13 protein-coding genes are annotated in these 16,979 nt (G+C 73.2%); 6 read left to right on the top strand and 7 right to left on the bottom strand.

Going from position 1 to position 16,979, the window contains the following annotated elements:
* Positions 1–18: 18 nt before the first annotated feature.
* On the top strand, positions 19–654 hold the full coding sequence (locus OG448_RS08055; protein WP_405552355.1) for a hypothetical protein: 636 nt from the start codon (positions 19–21) through the stop codon (positions 652–654).
* On the top strand, positions 645–1,322 hold the full coding sequence (locus OG448_RS08060; protein WP_405552357.1) for a hypothetical protein: 678 nt from the start codon (positions 645–647) through the stop codon (positions 1,320–1,322). The genes OG448_RS08055 and OG448_RS08060 overlap by 10 nt, the downstream gene beginning before the upstream one ends.
* Positions 1,323–1,398: 76 nt before the next feature.
* Here the strand turns inward: OG448_RS08060 and OG448_RS08065 are convergent, their stop codons facing one another.
* Together OG448_RS08065 and OG448_RS08070 are read right to left on the bottom strand one after the other, a co-directional pair.
* Positions 1,399–1,710 (bottom strand): WXG100 family type VII secretion target, encoded by a 312-nt coding sequence (locus OG448_RS08065; protein WP_391300651.1) that lies wholly within the window; start codon positions 1,708–1,710, stop codon positions 1,399–1,401.
* 34 nt (positions 1,711–1,744) lie between these two features.
* A complete protein-coding gene (locus tag OG448_RS08070; protein ID WP_391300649.1) occupies positions 1,745–2,083 on the bottom strand; it encodes a WXG100 family type VII secretion target in 339 nt (112 codons plus the stop codon).
* A gap of 294 nt (positions 2,084–2,377) precedes the next feature.
* Between OG448_RS08070 and OG448_RS08075 the strand changes: the two genes are divergently transcribed.
* Positions 2,378–2,707: a DUF397 domain-containing protein gene (locus tag OG448_RS08075; protein WP_405552359.1), complete on the top strand. Its 330-nt coding sequence runs from the start codon at positions 2,378–2,380 to the stop codon at positions 2,705–2,707.
* 58 nt (positions 2,708–2,765) lie between these two features.
* On the opposite strand, the gene OG448_RS08080 is transcribed toward OG448_RS08075, so the two are convergent.
* From OG448_RS08080 to eccB, 3 genes are read right to left on the bottom strand one after another with little or no spacing between them, the layout of a single operon-like run.
* The gene (locus OG448_RS08080) at positions 2,766–4,253 is read right to left on the bottom strand and encodes a PQQ-binding-like beta-propeller repeat protein (protein WP_405552361.1); all 1,488 of its coding nucleotides are present in this window, start codon (positions 4,251–4,253) and stop codon (positions 2,766–2,768) included.
* Positions 4,250–5,476, bottom strand: coding sequence for a type VII secretion-associated serine protease mycosin (gene mycP, locus OG448_RS08085; RefSeq protein ID WP_405552363.1), 1,227 nt, complete (start codon positions 5,474–5,476; stop codon positions 4,250–4,252). The genes OG448_RS08080 and mycP overlap by 4 nt, the downstream gene beginning before the upstream one ends.
* A gap of 29 nt (positions 5,477–5,505) precedes the next feature.
* A complete protein-coding gene (gene eccB / locus OG448_RS08090; protein WP_405552365.1) occupies positions 5,506–7,029 on the bottom strand; it encodes a type VII secretion protein EccB in 1,524 nt (507 codons plus the stop codon).
* 185 nt (positions 7,030–7,214) lie between these two features.
* On the opposite strand from eccB, the gene eccE reads away from it, so the two are divergent.
* The 3 genes from eccE (at position 7,215) to OG448_RS08105 (ending at position 12,269) form a co-directional block, all read left to right on the top strand.
* Positions 7,215–8,549 (top strand): type VII secretion protein EccE, encoded by a 1,335-nt coding sequence (gene eccE, locus OG448_RS08095; RefSeq protein ID WP_405552366.1) that lies wholly within the window; start codon positions 7,215–7,217, stop codon positions 8,547–8,549.
* On the top strand, positions 8,546–9,322 hold the full coding sequence (locus OG448_RS08100; RefSeq protein ID WP_405552368.1) for a hypothetical protein: 777 nt from the start codon (positions 8,546–8,548) through the stop codon (positions 9,320–9,322). The genes eccE and OG448_RS08100 overlap by 4 nt, the downstream gene beginning before the upstream one ends.
* A gap of 217 nt (positions 9,323–9,539) precedes the next feature.
* Positions 9,540–12,269, top strand: a complete 2,730-nt coding sequence (locus tag OG448_RS08105) for an SCO5717 family growth-regulating ATPase (RefSeq protein ID WP_405552370.1) — start codon at positions 9,540–9,542, stop codon at positions 12,267–12,269.
* 62 nt (positions 12,270–12,331) lie between these two features.
* Here OG448_RS08105 and OG448_RS08110 read toward each other — a convergent pair whose 3' ends face one another.
* Positions 12,332–13,279 (bottom strand): bifunctional riboflavin kinase/FAD synthetase, encoded by a 948-nt coding sequence (locus OG448_RS08110; protein WP_405552372.1) that lies wholly within the window; start codon positions 13,277–13,279, stop codon positions 12,332–12,334.
* Between the two features lie 124 nt (positions 13,280–13,403).
* Positions 13,404–16,811 (bottom strand): trypsin-like peptidase domain-containing protein, encoded by a 3,408-nt coding sequence (locus OG448_RS08115; RefSeq protein WP_405552374.1) that lies wholly within the window; start codon positions 16,809–16,811, stop codon positions 13,404–13,406.
* Between the last annotated feature and the right edge of the window lie 168 nt (positions 16,812–16,979).

Raw genomic sequence — 16,979 nt, forward strand, 5'->3', positions numbered from 1 at the left:
AAAGGCAGGACCATTTTCATGCCCAGGAAATTCACAGCAACACATCTCGCCGCCACAGCGGCACTGGCTCTGGTGGTCGGTGGCACCGTCGGCTACTTTCTGGCTCCTGATGGAACCGAGCAGAGGATCTCGGCGGACGGCACTTGCCCGGAGGTCGGTACGAGCGACAGCGCGTCGGAGGCTTTCAGCCGCCTTGTTGGGTCCGGCGAAAATGTGCGCTCGACCGTGACCGAAAAGGGGGCGATCACCAACTCCTACCGCTACTCGTGCTCCGTGCAGGTCAATGGGAGCGGCAGGATTCTGCTGGGTGTGGAGTTGACGCAGAGTGGTTCCGTCAGTGACTGGCGGACCAGTCTGGAGAAGAACGGCGACAACGGAAGCAAGAAGGACTACAAGTCGTTCACGCTCGGCAAGTCCGTATCGGGCGTGGCGTCGCCCTTCTCCGCCGCCGTCTACCTGCCGTGCAAGCCCATCGGGTCCAAGCTGGCTATGAAGCCCAACCTCAGTGTCGAAGTCACGAAGCTCGACCGAGGAGGCGACGCGGACACCAACCGGTCCGATGCCGCCCAGGTGGCCCGCGCACTCGCCGCCCACGCGCAGTCGGGAGCCCATTGCGAGGACGCGGAGCGCTTGGGGCCCGTCAAGTGGACGTAGGGCTCAAGGCATCCTTCGTGCTGCCGCGTATTTTCCGCTCCGCAGCGCTGAGTGCCGCTCTGGCTGTGACGGTTTCGGCATGTGGCGTCGGTGACGAAGACGCGGGAGTTCGGGCCGGCGAGGTGTGTGGACGGTTCGCCCGCACGCCTGCCGTGGCATCGGCGCTGGCGAAGCTGGCCGGCACCGAGCGCTTCAACGAAGACTTGTCCGAACCGAAGGAAGCGGTCGCGACACTTCGCGCCGCCGACGGCAAGTTCAGCGGCCACGACGACTTGATGGACGTACCCGAATGTCTTCTGAGGGCACCCGAGGGTGGTGATCCGCTCGTCACTCTGTACTTCAGGGAGGCCCTGGTCGTGCTGAAGCCGCAGCCCGAGTACTTCAAGGATTACACGTATTACCGGACCGGAGCCTCGGCGGCGTCCTTGCACCGGGTCGTCTCCATCTATTTCCGGTGCCGGATGACGAAGCCCAAGAAGAGCCTCATCGTCAATGCGCGTCTGGAACGGGAGAGCAAGGTCAAGCTGTCGGGCAAGAGCGAAGTCGACGCTCAGATGCTGGTGGCGAACACTGCCGCGCTGAAGATGGCCCGGCAGCTCGGTTGCCAAGGAACCAACCTCTCGCAGAGCCCGCCACGAGCGGTCTCAGGGCTCTACGGTCCACACTGAGCCTGCCTCTTTCGGGTGAAACCGCGAAGGGGCGCCACGCACATGCGTGGCGCCCCTTCAAAGACTCAGGCCCGACTCAGCCCATCAGCATCCGGAACCGAGCCGCGTTCCCCTGGTCCGTGTCCTGGTAGCCGACGACCGAGTCGTCGAGGAGCTTGGCGATGCGGGCGAGCTTGTGGGTCATCTGGTCCATCTGCTCGCTGCTGTCGCGCTGGATCTCGGAGTAGGCGGTCTTCGCCTCGCCCTCCCAGGTCTCGGCGACGGCCTTCACGCGGCGCATGAGGGTCTCGAGCTGTTCGGACAGGTTCTTGGCCGTGTTGCGGACGTCGCTGGCGGCCTGGGTGACGGTGTCGTAATTGACTGCGGTGCGGTCTGCTGAGTAGCTCATGATGCGTTTCTCCCTCGTGGATGCGACCGGGAAATCAGGCGAGGTCCGTGATGCGGCTGGTGACCTCGTAGGAGTTGTCGACCTTGCGGATGTCGGAGATCCGCTCCTGCTCCTGGTCGGTGAAACCGCCGACGCTCGCCCGCATCGCCTCCTCCAGGTCGACGAGGTCGTCCTGGAGCTTCTTGAGGTTCTTGTTCACGCCCTGCTGGACGGTGTCGAACTCCTTGCCCGCCGCGCCCTTCCAGCCGGCCTGGATCATGTCGACGACCCGGTTGAGGGACGTCACGCGCTCGCTCACCGTGTGGTGGAAGTCCCTGATGTCGTTCGCGAGTCCGGTGAGCGCGTGTGCGCTGAGGTCAACGCCCGAAGCCATACCTTCTTGCCCTCCTCTTGCTGCGACGGTGACCTTCACCACCGCGACGGGTCCGCCGGAACCGAACGTCCCGGCCCTCCTGGCGGGCAAGACCTGCTGCGTGTTCACGCGCCGCGTGGCCGCAGCGTCGCACCGCCCCCGTGCGGTACCACAGTCGTGGCACCCGGAGCCACTCTAGTCATTCCGACTGGCCCTTCCAACTGCAAAGTCAACATACGGGAGTTCCGGCTACCGGTACCGTGACGGCTACTGTCGGCACACAGCGTTGAAACGTCGGAAAGGGGTCGCCGCGTCATGACGGAGACGGCTGAGGAGATGAAGGCGCGCAAGGATCGTGAGCGCGACGAGCTGTACGCCCTCGACATCTCCGGCGTCGCCTGGCACTGCGCGCCCGGCGCCGAGGAGCACGAGGAGCGGGTGGAGATCGCCCACCTCCCCGACGGTGCCGTGGCCATGCGGTCCTCGCTCGACCCCGAGACCGTGCTGCGCTACACCGCGGCCGAGTGGCACGCCTTCGTACTCGGCGCCCGTGACGGGGAGTTCGACCTGACCCCCACGGAGCGCAACGGCGGCCTCATCGCCGTCGAGGAGACCGAGAGGGAGCGGAAGGCCGCTTCCGAGTAAGGGCACGAGCGAGAAGGCCGGAGCGCCCCAGCGGGTCCTCGCGGCTTCTCGCGCCACCTCAGTGCTTCAGCCCCGCCGAACCCACGCCCAGTACCGACAGCACCGGGTCCTTCGGCCGCTCGCCGTCACGTTCCATCTCGCGGGCGGCGAAGAAGACATGCCCGTGCTCGTACACGATCAGGGCCTGTTCCGGGTCGCTGAGCGCGCCCTCGTCGTCCTCCGGGAGATGGAAGAAGAGGTACGGAGTCTCCTTGTCCATACGGGAGTTCCACGCGACCACCGAGGCGGGCTGGACCTCGTCGATGCTGCGGCGGTAGAGGATCAGGTCGTCGCCGTCGGCGCGCAGCGGGACCACGTTCTGGAAGGGCCGTCCCTCGAACTTGCCCGCCATGGTGCCTTTTTGTAGGTCGAAGGCGACGACACGGTTCGCGGGCTCGTCGATCTCGTCGCTCTCCTTGGACATGACGTACAGCCGGTCCCGGCCGACGACCAGGCCGGGGCACTTGTCGAGCACGCCGAAGAACGGGCCGGAGAAGCCGGTGCTGCCGCACAGGGGCTCGTAGCCGCTCATCGAGATGGTCGCCCGCTGGTGGCCGTTGGTGCCGTCCAGGGTGATCAGGTCCGTGACGTCGATGTCCCCGGCCTCCACGGCCAGTACGGGCGGGTCGGCTGAGGGCAGGTAGACGCCCTGGACGCCCTTGGAGACCTGGTAGGTCCAGCGGGGCTTGCCGGTGCGGGCGTCCAGCTTCTGCACCCGGTAGCTCTCGTCGCCCGACTGGCCGCACTTGACCAGGGCGAGCAGCGCGCGGCCGCCCGCGTACCCCTGGTCCTGGCAGGCGCCGGTGGAGGTGTTCCACAGCTTCGTGCCGCTCGCCATGTCGTACGCGACCGAACCGTGGCCCCACGCGATCGCGACGACGCCTTTGGTGAGCGCGAGGTCGGTGTTGGTGACGTAGGCGAAGTCGGCGCCGGGCATCTTCCGCTGCCACAGCTTCTTGCCGGTGTCGAGGTCGACGAACACGACCTGGTCGCAGATGCCCTTGCCGGCCGAGGCGCCGGGGTGGGGCGGCTGGATGACGACGGCGGTGCGGTGGTCCGCCGTCATGTCCCGGCTGACGGCGCAGAGGTGGCCCTCGAGCTTCAGCGACCAGGCGGTGCCGTCCTGGCCGGGCGCGATCCGGTAGCCCTCCAGGCGTGTGGCCACGCCGCGTACCGCGAGCTTGTCGGTGGCCCAGAGGCCCGGGCCGTAGCGGGTGTCGGCGGTGAGCTTGTCCTCGTTGTGCTGGACGGCCGGCTCACCCTCGGGGGAAGCAGGGGCCGTCTCGTGCGTCTCCCGGACCTCGTCCGGCGCCTGCCGCACGGCCGCCGCCGCGTTCTTCGCGTCGTCCCCGGAGGACGGCCACAGGGCGACCGACCCGGCGACGAGGGCGGCGGCCACCAGGAGCGCGGCCGCTCCGGCCAGCAGGCGTCTGCGGCGTCTGGCCCGTGTCCTGTCCGCGGACTGGGCGGACTCGGTGTAGACGGACGGGGGCGGGCCGAAGCTCACGCTGCGGGGTCCTTTCGGCGGCGGCGCAGGTCGCGGGTGACGATGGCGGTGCCCGCGATGACGGCGACGAGGACGACGGCGATGCCGAGCGCGTAGGTCGCGTAGCGCCGGTCGCGTTCCTCGGGGGACTCGGCCAGCGAGAAGGGCGCCACGTCGGGCACGGGGGCCTTGGACAGGCCCGGGTCGGGTGTCGGGCTGGCCGGTGCGGCGGCGAGGTCGGAGTCCTGGACGGCGCGTACGGGGTCGACGACGCCCCAGCCCACGAAGTTGTCGTGGCCGTTGACCGAGCGTTCGGCGGTCTGCTCGATGCGGGTGACGATCTGGGCCGGGCTCCAGTCGCGGTGCTTCTCCTTGAGGAGCGCGGCGACCCCGGCGACGAAGGGCGCCGAGAAGCTGGTGCCGTTGTCGGTGCACTGGCCGCCGCCGGGGACGGTGGACAGGATGTCCACGCCGGGCGCGGCGACGCCGACGAAGGAACCCGCCTGGGAGAAGGGGGCGCGTTCGTTGTTGCGGTCCGAGGAGGCGACGGCGAGGACGCCGGGGAAGGCGGCCGGGTAGGTGTTCTTGACCTTGCCGTCCAAGCCGTCGTTGCCCGCGGAGGCGACCACCACGACCCCGTGCGCGATGGCCCGGCGTACGGCCTCGGCCAGGGCGGAGGTGCCGGAGAGCGGCTTGGTGGTGTCCTGGGAGATGTTGATGACACCGGCGCCCTTGGCCACCGCGTGGTCGATCGCCTTGGCCATCGAGTCGGAGTCGCCGCTGTTCTGCGCGTCGTTCTGCCGGATCGGGATGATGGTGGCGTTGGGGGCGAGCCCGACGAACCCGGTGCCCGCGCGGGGGCGGGCCGCGATGATGCCCGCGACCTTGGTGCCGTGGCCGACCTGGTCGTCGGTGGGGTCGGCGCCCTTGCCCTTGGTCAGGAAGTCGCGGCCGAGCGCCTTGTCGACGGCCGGGGCGAGCTGGGGGTTCTTGGTGTCGACGCCGGTGTCGATGACGGCCACCCGGACGCCCTTGCCCTTGTCGGTGCCGCGCCACAGCTCGTCCAGCAGCACGCGCTGGAGGGACCAGGGCGTGCCCTTGACGGTCTTGGCGGGGAAGGTGCACTCGCCGCTGCCGTCCAGGTGGAGGGCGGGAGCGGGCGGGGCGGTGCCGAGGGTGGTCAGCAGTACGGCGGCGGTCAGCAGGGTTGCCTTCGCGGGCAGCACTCCTACGGCGCTCCTCATCGTGTTGTCGTCGCGTGGGAGGTGCGCGCTCACGAACCCTGCGGCTGGCGGGCGCCGTTGGTGTCGAGGCGGGGTCCCTTGGCGAGCAGTTCGGACCAGTCGGCGGGCACCTTGGCGGGCCGGACGTTCTCGTAGCCGAGCTTGACCTGGGCCTCGCTGGGCTCTGGGGTGCCGTCGGAGGACTTCTTGGCCTGGGCTCCGATGTCGGAGGTGCGGCTGTCGCTGTCGCCGTTGTTCTGGACGGCGTAGCGCAGGCCGGTGTCGGTGACCAGGAAGAGGCCGCCCGCGGTGGTCGCGGTGCCCTGGCTCTGGGTGTAGAGCAGGCCGGTGCCGGGGGTGACGTAGGTGCTGGTGCCGTCGGCGGTGATCTCGGCCGGGTAGTCCTTGCCGGCCCAGGTGCTCAGGGTGGTGGTGTTGTCGCCGGAGACCTCGCGGAGCACGCTGCACACGGTGTCGCGGCCGGAGGTGGAGTCGGCGGCGTTGACCTGGTTCGCGCGGTGCTGGGGCCAGTCGGCGGGCTGTCCGGCGAAGGGGGTGGGGTCGGCGGTGAAGTCCTGGAGGCCGACGGTGCGGGCCTGGCCGTTCATGTTGAGCTTGCCGGTCTGGGGCGAGGTGATGAGCAGCCAGGCGGTGAAGTCGCTGACGGGCTGCACCTTGCCGGGCAGCACGACGTAGTACTTGGTGCCCTCCCCGGTCTCGGTCCGCAGGACCATGCCGACCTTGTTCTCCTCGGGGGCGAGCTGGCCGGGCACGTCGGCGGGGGCGCCGACGCTCGCGGGGAGCCGCGGGAAGCGGATGGGGGCGCCCCGGTGGAGGGTGGCGAGCCATTCCTTGGTGACCGTCTGGGGCTGCCGGGTGCCGACGAGGGCGTTGGTCAGCGGGTCGTTCTCGGTGCCGGTGAGGGCGTAGGCGGTGCCGTGGGCGTCGACGAGGTAGCGGGCGCCGGTGCGGGTCTTGACGTAGAGCACGTCACCGCCGGTGAGGCGGCCCGCGCCGTCCGTCTTGGGGGCGTCCCGCGCGGCGAGGACGAAGGTGGCCTGCTGGACGGTCTCGCCCTTGCCGCCCGGCTGTTGGCACACGGCCCAGCGCTTGGCGGTGCCCGCGTCGTCGGCGGCGGGGAGCCGGTCGGGGGCGTAGGGGATGCCGAGGATGGGGCCGCGCGACAGCTTGCCGGAGTCGAGGATCTTGTCGCTGACCTGGATGACCTGGTAGCCGGCGTCGTTCATCAGCAGGCGGGCGGAGGCGAGGTTGAGCACCGGGTGCAGGCGCGTGGTCTTCCCCGTCTTGAGCACCACGTACCGGGTGGTGGACTGCTTGCCGACGATGACCCGGGTGCCGGGCTCGTCCCAGCCGGAGGGGGCCGTGGGCTGGAACATGCCCCACGCGCCGAACACCGCCAGCGTCAACGCGCCCGCGACCAGGGTCGGTACGACGGCACGCAGCGGCTTGGGGGCGCCTTCCTCGGTCCCGGACGGCGACGGCTGGAGGAAGGCCGCGAGGGTGCGCCTCTTCGCAAACGTGTAGGCGTTGAGTTCATCCCGCCGTGATGCCATAAGTGCCTGCTTCTCCCCGTTGTCGCAGTGGCGGGCACCGGTCCCGCGCCGCGATGTCAGACCGGCCCTCTACTATGCATGGTGGCCGCCGGTGCTGGTGGAGCGGGTAGGGTACCGGGGCCTTCGACGGGCCCGAATGGGATGCCGGGACCTGTGAGTTGTGAGTGATACGGGGGGATTCGGTGATGGCTTCCGTTACGCGGTCGCGCTTGCGGGGCCGGGCGCGGGCCGAGGACCCTCGCGCGCCCGAGCCGGAGCCGGGCGGCCCTCCGGCGGAGTCGGGGACTCCGCCCACCCCTGGCGGAACCCACTTCCGTACGACGGGTGGGCAGGTCGGATCGTTTCGCCTGCAACGGCTCGTGCTGCTGGAGCTGGCCGTCGCCGTCCTGGTCGTCGGCTGGGTGATCTCGCCGTTCGCGCTGATGCCCGCGGGGCTGGTCGCGGTGGCGCTGGTGCTGCTGGCCGTGGTGCGCCGCCGGGGGCGCACGCTGCCCGAATGGCTGGTCACCGCACGGGCGTTGAGGGCGCGTCAACAGCGTGCCCGGAACACACCCGTACCGCCGGGCACGGAGCCCGCGCTGGTGCCCGCGCTCGAGTGCGAGCCCGCGCTGCGGACCTACTCGTACGGGGGACGCGACCGGCGTCCGGTCGGCATGGTGGGTGACGGCACGTTCCTCACCGCCGTGCTCCAGGTGGAGGCCGACGCGACGGCACTGCGCGCGGACCGCAACCGCCAGCCCCTCCCCCTCGCCCTGGTGCGGGACGCCCTGGAGGTCGACGGCATCCGGCTGGAGTCCGCCCAGGTCGTGCTGCACACCCAGCCCGCGCCCGCCCTGCACCTCCCCCAGCAGTCGGTGGCCGTCGCCAACTACCTTCCGCTGCAGGAGCAGACGGGCGCTCCGGCGGTCCGCATCACCTGGATCGCGCTGAAGCTCGACCCCGAGCTGTGCGCGGAGGCCGTGGCCGCGCGCGGGGGCGGGCTCGCGGGGGCGCAGAAGTGCGTGGCGCGGGTGGCGGACCATCTGGCGAGCCGGCTGACGGGCGCGGGCATGCGGGCGACCATCCTCGACGAGGAGGAGCTGATCGGTGCCCTCGCCACCTCCGCCTGCGCCAACCCGCTGGTCACGGCCGAGGCCGGGCGCGGTGAGCGGCGCGAGCGGCGCACCGAGGAGTCCGGGCGAGGCTGGCGCTGCGACAACCGCCGGCACACCACGTACTGGATACGGCGCTGGCCCCGGCTGGGTGGCGAACGCGGCGAGACACTCCCGCAGTTCGTCGCTCTGGTCACGGCGACCCCGGCCCTGGCCACCACGTTCAGCCTCACGCTCGCGCGGGCGGAGCGGCAGGAGGTCGCGCTGACCGGTCATCTGCGGGTGACGGGGCGCAGTGACGACGAACTCGTGGCCGCGCGCCGCTCGTTGGAGGGCGCTGCCCGGCACGCCGGGGCGGGGCTCGCCCGGCTGGACCGTGAACAACTACCGGGCATGCTGGCCACGTTGCCGCTGGGAGGCGCGCGATGACGAGCACACAGGCGACCACCGCCCCGGAGGCGCCCACGCGCGCCGGGTCGGGGCTGCGCCGGGCCGGGGAGCGGCTGCGGCAGGGGTTCGGGCTGCTCGGCCCCCGGCATGGCCGGCACCTCCTGCCCGCCGCCGAACTGGACGCGCTCGCGCTGCCCATCGGGGACGACGGAGTGGTGGCCGGCGTGGACACCGAGGGGCGCCCGGCCGTATTGGGCGTCAACCGGCCCACTCCGTACGACGTGGTGCTGATCGGCGGCCTGTGGACGGCGCAGGTGCTGGCGCTGCGCACGGCGGCCACGGGCGCGCGGGTCGCGGTGGAGACCGGCCGGCCGCAGGCGTGGATGCAGATGGTGCATGCCATGGGCGGCGGGCAGAACGGGCTCTCGGTGTACGAGGTCGGCCGGGTGCCTCCGCAGGGCGCCTCCGCGGGCACCCCGGTGCTGGTGGTGCGGGACTGCGGGATGCGGCCGCCGCGCGGACGGGTGGCGGCGGGGCCCTGGCAGTCGGTGGTGACGCTGCTGCCGTATCTCAGCCCGGTCGCGCCCCGGTTGCTGCGCCAGGCACGGCTCACCGGCATCCAGCGGGTCTCGCCGGACGAGGCGGCCGAGCTGGGGCGCACGATGGGGCTGTCTCGGGCCGAGGTCGAGTCGCTGCCTGGACTGCCCGACGGGGTCACCCTGTGGTGCACCGACCGGGACCGGCAGTACGTGCTGACGCAACCCACGGACGCCGAGGTCGGACTGCTGGGCAACCCGCGCCGGATGGACTGAACAGACCTTTCCCGCCCGCTTTGTTCGTGTTGTGAGCGTTCCGGGTGTGAACCGGGCCTGCCGAGGCGGGGCTCGTGGTGATTAGGCTGGGAGCGGGCGCGATGCCGAAACCTGTGGACGGGCGCCGTCCCTGGGGGGAGCACCGGTGGACCGGGCTGTCACACGACCCGGTCGCCCCGGCACGCGATGAAAGTGCTCGACCACACCAGGAGGAACTGTGAGCAGCGATCGGGACGGTATGCGCGGGGGCTGGGCCACACCCGACGACGACCAGCCCGACGCGGAGTCGGCCGTCGAGAACACGGGCGAGTTCACCATCGACTACGCGCCGCCCGCCTGGTACACGCAGAACGCGTCGTCGTCCGCCGCGGGTGCCTCCGGCGGTTCGGCCGGTGACGGTACGAACGCTTCCGGTGAGCCTGCTCCGGTGCCGCCGTTCCCGGCGACGCCGCCCGCGCCCGGTGTGCCCTTCACCCCGCCTCCTCCGGCGGACGGTCCCGCTGCGCCGTACGCCCCGCCCGCGCCCTCGGCCCCGCCCGCGCCCTCGGCGCCGCCCGCGCCGCCGGTCGGCAGCCCGGTGCCGGTGCCGCAGCTTCCGACGGGGTTCGAGGCGCAGCGGGCCGAGGACGCCTCGGCGCCCGCGCCGGAACCCGAGCCGGAGAACGGGGACCTGGAGTCCGGCGCGACCATGCGCTTCTCCGCCGCCGCGCTGAAGCGGGAGATCGCGGAGCGCGAGGCGGCCGAGGACGGGACGGCGGACACCGGCGACGAGGACGCCGAGGGTGTGCCCAGCGCGGACGCGGACGCTGCCTCTGCCGAGGACAGCGACGACGAGCCGAGCGCCGCCGCCGAGACCGAGGACGAGGACAGCGCGGCCGAGGCGGCGTCCGCCCAGGACGAGCCCGCCGAGGACGCCGCCGAGCAGGACGCCCCCGCAACCTCCCCGGAGCAGGAGGCCGAAGCCCCGGAGGCGGACGCCGAGCACGAGGACGCCCCGGAAGCCCCGGCTGCCGAGCCCACCGCTGCCGAAGCCCCCGCTGCCGAAGCCCCCGCCTGGACTCCCCCGCCCGCCCCGCAGCAGGGCGTTCCCCCGCTCCCCCCGTCGTACCAGCCCGCCGCCCCGGCCCCGGCGGCACAGTGGCCCGCGCAGGCCGGCCCCATGCCGGGCCAGCCGCCGCACGCACCGGTGCCCCCGCAGCAGCCGCCCGCCCCGCCGCGGCCCGCCCCGGCGGCCTGGGACCAGTCCGGCGCGCCCGCGCCCAACCAGCCGACCCCTGCCCCCGGTTACGGCTTCCCGCCCCAGCAGAACGCCCCGCAGCCACCCCCGGCGCCGGGCTACGGCTTCCCCGCGCAGCCCAATCCCCCCGCCCAGCAGCCCGGTTACGGCTTCCCTCAGCAGCAGGGCGCCCCCCAGCAGCAGCCGGCACCCACTCCGCCCCCTGGCCACGCCTTCCCCCGCCAGCAGACCGACTCCCCCCAGCCGCCCAACCCCCCTGCCCCACCCGCCGGTTACGGCTTCCCGCAGCCCCCGGCCGGCCCCACCCCGCCCCCCGGCTACGGCTTCCCCCAGCAGCAGACCGACTCCCCCCAGCCGCCCAACCCCGCCGCACCGCAGCCCGGTTACGGCTTCCCGCAGGGTCCCGAGGGGCAGCCGCCCGTCGACCCCCGGGCCGGTGCCGCGTGGCCGCAGCCCGTGCAGCACGACCAGCGGCAGCCCACGCATCCGGGTGCCGCGCCGCTGGGTTACACCGCGGCCGTGGAGCTGTCCTCCGACCGTCTGCTGAACAACAAGCGGCAGAAGACGCGCAGCGGGCGCCCCGCGGCGGCCGCGTCCCGGTTCAAGCTGGGCGGCAAGAAGGAGGAGGCGGAGCGGCAGCGCAAGCTGGAGCTGATCCGCACTCCGGTGCTGTCCTGCTACCGGATAGCGGTGATCAGTCTCAAGGGCGGTGTCGGCAAGACGACCACGACCACCGCGCTGGGTTCCACCCTGGCCTCGGAGCGGCAGGACAAGATCCTCGCCATCGACGCCAACCCGGACGCGGGTACGCTCGGCCGCCGGGTGCGCAGGGAGACCGGCGCGACCATCCGTGACCTCGTGCAGGCGATCCCGCATCTGCACTCGTACATGGACATCCGCCGGTTCACCTCGCAGGCGCCCTCCGGTCTGGAGATCATCGCCAACGACGTGGACCCGGCCGTCTCGACCACGTTCAACGACGAGGACTACCGGCGCGCGATCGACGTGCTCGGCCGGCAGTACCCGGTCATCCTGACCGACTCCGGCACCGGTCTGCTCTACAGCGCGATGCGCGGGGTGCTGGACCTCGCCGACCAGCTCATCATCATCTCCACGCCCTCGGTGGACGGCGCGAGCAGCGCCAGCACCACGCTGGACTGGCTGTCCGCGCACGGCTACGCCGACCTGGTCTCCCGCTCGATCACCGTCATCTCCGGGGTCCGCGAGACCGGCAAGATGATCAAGGTCGACGACATAGTGTCGCACTTCGAGCAGCGCTGCCGGGGTGTGGTCGTGGTGCCGTTCGACGAGCATCTGTCGGCCGGTGCCGAGGTGAACCTCGACATGATGCGGCCGAAGGTGCGCGAGGCGTACTTCACGCTCGCGGCGATGGTCGCCGAGGACTTCGTACGGCATCAGCAGGCGCACGGCCTGTGGACCAGGGACGGCAACCCGCCGCCGGTCGCCGCGCCGCCGATGCCGGGGCAGCCTGCTCCCGGCCAGCCCTACCCGCCGCAGCACCCTCAGCCGTTCGTGCCGGGCCAGCAGCAGTACCCGCCGCAGCCGGGCCACCCGTACCCGCCGCAGCAGCAGCCCCAGCCGGGTCAGCCGTACCCCCCGCAGCCCGGCCCGCAGCAGTACCCGTACCCCGGCCCGCCCCAGGCCCAGCCCCCGCAGGCGCCTCCGCCCCAGGCGCCGCCACAGCAGTAGCCGGAGACGGCGAGGGGCGGCCGGTGCTCAGTGCACCGGCCGCCCTTTCACATGCCGAAGCTCTAGGCGTCCGCGGCGACGATCTCCCGGCACCGCTCCACATCCGCGCCCATCTGGACCATCAGGTCCTCCAGCGAGTCGAACCTCGCCTGGCCGCGCACATACGCGAGGAACTCGACGGCGACGTGCAGCCCGTACAGGTCGAGGCCGACGCGGTCGATCGCGTACGCCTCCACCGTGCGCTCGGTGCCGTCGAACTGCGGGTTGGTGCCCACCGAGATCGCGGCGGGCATCGTCTCGCCCTGGGCGTGCAGATACCCGGCGTAGACGCCGTCGGCGGGGATGGCGGTGTGCGGCAGGGTCTCCACGTTGGCGGTGGGGAAGCCGAGTTCGCGGCCGCGCTGGGCGCCCCGGACGACCACGCCCTCCACCCGGTGCGGGCGGCCCAGGATCTCGCGGGCCCCGGCGACATCGCCCTCGGCGATCAGGTTGCGGGTCAGGGTGGACGAGAACGGCTTGCCGCCGCCCGCCGCACCGGTGACGTACAGGTCGACGATCTCCACCTCGAAGTCGTAGACCCGGCCCTGCTCGGCGAGGAAGTCCACGGTGCCGGCCGCGCGGTGCCCGAAGCGGAAGTTCGGGCCCTCCACGACCGCCTTGGCGTGCAGCTTGTCGACCAGCACCTTGACGACGAAGTCGGCCGGGGAGAGCTGCGAGAACTCGGTGGTGAAGGGCAGCACGAGCACCGCGTCGACACCGAGGTCCGCCATCAGTTCGCACCGGCGCGGGTGCGGGGCGAGCAGCGGGGGGTGGCTGCCGGGCCGTACGACCTCGCTGGGGTGCGGGTCGAAGGTGACCACGACGGCCGGGACGCCCAGCTTGCGGGCGCGGTCGACGGCGTGCTCGATGATCAACTGGTGGCCGCGGTGGACACCGTCGTAGGACCCGATGGTGACGACGCTGCGCCCCCAGTCCTGAGGGATGTCCTCCAAGCCACGCCAGCGCTGCACTGTGACCGCTCCTCGAACCCGTGTCCGTGTCTGACTCTTGTGCAGGTCCAAGAGTGCCATGCCGGGTCACCGGGCTCCGCATCGGTACACCCCCTGTGACCGGGCGCACGCCGAAAACCCCTGCTCACGCGGGTACGGGTGTCCCGGCGCACTCTTCGATCGCACGCCGGACCCCGGGGCCGACGACGGCGGCCCAGTCGTCCGGCGCCTCCGTCAGCCAGCGGGCGAGCCGGGCGCCGAAGCCGGGCAGTTCACGGACGAGGCCGGTCAGACGGTGGTCGCCGCCCTCGGGGATACGGCCGAGGAGCCGGGCGGTGCGGTGGACGAGCCCTCGGGCCTCCTCCGCTACCGGGCCCGTGCCGTCGCCGTCCAGCAGGGTGTCGGCCGCGCGCAGGACCGCGACCAGGACGTCCGGGTCCCGTTCGTGGGCGAGCAGCAGGTCCAGGAGTTCGCGGCGCAGCGGGGTGGTGGCCGGGGTGCCGGGGGCGACGAGGACGGCGGCCAGGGCGGCGCGCGCCGGTTCGAAGCCCTTGCCGAGCAGCCCGGTGAGCAGCGGCAGCAGCTCGGTGCGGGCGGTGGGGCCGTGGCCGAGGCGGCGGTCGACGTACTCCGCGACACAGGGAGCGGCCTCCGCGCGGGGCGCGACCGTCTCCCGGACCAGGGCGGCGGTACGGCGGGCGAGCGCCGGGTCGGTGATGTCGGCGAGCGCGCGCAGGGTGACGGCGGGGTCGGGGCCGCCGCGCAGCCGGGCGCGGAAGGCGTCGAGCACGGTGTCGGGGTGGGTGGCCAGGGCGGGGAGGAGCGCGCTGGGCGGCAGGCCGCGGTCGCCGGCCCTGAAGTGGCGCAGCGCCCGTGGGAGGTGCTGGTCGCGGCTGACCGGGTCGACGGTCAGCAGGGCGAGCGCGCCGCCGTGCAGGGCGCGGTCGGCAGGGCGGGCCAGCAGGGCGTGGGCGGCGCGGCGCAGCAGGGTGTGGTCGGCGGGCGTGCCGGTGTGGGGTGCGGTGCGGCGGGCGAGGACCAGGGCGGTGGCCCGGCGGTCGGGGTCCTCGTCCCTCGCCCAGCGGTCGACGGCGCGGCAGGCGGCGGAGGGTTCGTCCTCGGCGAGGACGCCGAGGAGTTCGACGGCTCTGCGGTGGCCGCTGTCGATCAGGGCCTCGGTGAGGTGGTCGAGCGCGCCGTAGCGATGGGTGTGCAGGAGGGCCTGGGCGGCGGTGGCCACGGTGGCGTGCGGGGTGGCGGGCAGCGGACGCTCGTCCTCGAACCAGCGGGTGAGGTGCGGCTGCCCGGCGGCCGGGTCGGCGGCGAGCAGCCGGGCCGCCGCGTCCAGGTACCGCTCCCCCGCCCCCTCGGGCACCGCCGGGTCGGCCAGCACCAGCCGCCGCAGCAGGGCGAACCGCTCGGCGTCGGGCAGCGCGAGCGTGGTCCAGAAGGCGGGCCCGAACTCCTCGGGGACCGCCTGCCCCGCGCGCCGCCAGGCCACGATCCGGTCGGCCAGGAAGCGCAGCTCCTCCCGATAGGGCAGCGCGTCCGGGGTGCGCAGCAGGGTCCGGGAGAGCAGCCGGGCGGCCCACCAGGACCCGGGGTCGAGATCGAGGGCGTCGGCCAGTTCCCGCAGCCGGAAGGCGAGTTGCCGGGGTCCGCGACGGCGGCCGAGGAGCAGCAGGGCCTGGACGACGGGCCCGATCCGGTGGTGCGGCACCGGCATCACCCCGGCCGGCCGCTCCGCGCGCGGGCGGTGGACCAGGACGTGCAGCGCGTCGTCCAGGTCGAGATGCGTGCCCTGCACCCAGTCGGCGAACTCCTCGTGCGCGAACCGGTATCCGCCCCCGGAGCGGACCAGCAGCCCCTCGTCCAGGACGGCCGACGCCCACCCGGTGCCCCCGCCGAGCCGGGCCGGGGCGCGCCCGTGCGGGAAGACGGCCGCGAAGGTCTCCCGGTCCAGCACGCCCTGCCCGTGCCCGAGGGCACGCCGGGCGGCCTCGTGCACCTGCCCGGCGACCCTGGTGGCGAGGCGTCGTACGGCGGTGTCGCCGAGCCCGTTGGCGGCGGCGATGCGCTCGGCGACGCGGAGACACGTCAGGTCGAGGTGGGCGGCGAAGACGTCGTGCCGGTCCACCGGGCGCACGGGCGCGTCGGCGGGGAGCGCGGCCCGCACCTCGGACAGCAGGCGAAGGGCGAGCGGATGCCGGGCGTCGGTGTCGGCGAGGGCGTCGTCGGGGACGCCGTACCGGGAGCGGGCGGTACGGGCCTCCTGACGGGTGAGGCCGGTCAGGCGCAGGCGCGCGGGGAACTCCTCGGCGGCGCTCTCCCAGAACTCCTCCCCGCAGGCCAGCACCAGCCGGGCCCCGGTGGCGCGCAGCCACTCGACGGTCCCCTTGGCCCACTCGGGCAGCAGGGCGGGCGGCATCTCCTCGGGGGCGTCGAGACAGAGCAGCAGCGGGCGCCCCTCGCGGGCGGCGAGCGTGGCCAGCGGTTCGGGGTCGAAGGCGCCGAGGTCGGCGGGGCGGGCCGGTCCGGAGGCGGCGGCGACGGGCGCGGCCCGCTCCAGCGCGCGGCGGACGGCGTCGGCCACGGAGTCGTCGGTGTCGCGCAGGTCGGCCCCGCGCAGCCACAGCGTGGGAGCCGGGGCGTCGCCCCGCCGACGCCGTGCGGCGAGCGCCGCCAGCTCGGTCGTACGGCCGCTGCCGGGGTCGCCGGTGAGCGCGAGCACGGCGTGCGGCCCCGCCATGAACTCGGCCAACTCCCGCTCCACCAAGGGGCGTTCGACGAGCCTGGCCAGCCCGGTGAGAGTGCCGGGCGGCCCGTCCAAGCTGACGGAGGCGGCGCAGAGCTGGAGGACCCCGGCGAGGTTGAGGTCGGCGCCGTAGGCCGGGACGGTGGTCTCGTTGCGGGCGAGCAGCGCGGTGAGCGCGGGGTCCGCCCCTTCGGCGGGGCGTACGGGGGCGGCGAAACCGGAGTCCCGGCCGGCGGAGCGCAGGGAGGCGCCGAGGACGCCGAGGACCGCGCCGGTACGGGCGTCGAGCACGGGCCCGCCGGTCGTGCCCCCGCCGGGGCGGAGTGCGTCGCGGGCGGCGGTGCCGAGCGCGAGTTCCAGCGCGTCGTCGAGGACCTGGCTACGGCCTCCGACGGGGTAGGCGGCGGGGGCGGCGGTGAGCACCCGTGCCTCGCGCCAGCCGCCCGCGGCGATCCGTACGTAGGTGCCCGCCTCGATCCGGTCGCGCACGGTCAGCGGCAGCGGGGCCACGCCCAGGCTCTCGGTACGGACGAGCGCGAGCCCGTGGCGCGGCAGCGGGACCACGGCCTCGGCGTCGGCCACGCGCGTGCGGTCGTCGGCCGCGCGCAGCACGAGCCGGTCCAGGCCCTCGACGGCCTCGTGGCTGGTGAGCAGGGTGCCGTGGTGGTCGGCGAGGAAGCCGACGCCGCGCAGGCGCCCGGAGAGGTCGCGGATCTGCACCAGGGCGTCCGCGCAGTCGCCCAAGCCGCCGGGCACCGTCCCGTCACCGCTCCCCGTTCGCGGCCCCTCTCCCGCCATGGTCCTGCCTCCCCAGCCGTGCACCCTCGTCTCAACTCGACGGTAGGCGCGCGATGATCACCGGAACAGGGCACGGGGAGAAAGCGCCCCCTTCCGCTCCCCCGGTTCACTCCGAGCGCCCGGCCGGACGGGTGAATACGCGGTGCGGAATGGATAGACGTCAGGGGT

Source organism: Streptomyces sp. NBC_01171 (assembly GCF_045039805.1).
In the GTDB taxonomy this organism is placed as follows: domain Bacteria; phylum Actinomycetota; class Actinomycetes; order Streptomycetales; family Streptomycetaceae; genus Streptomyces.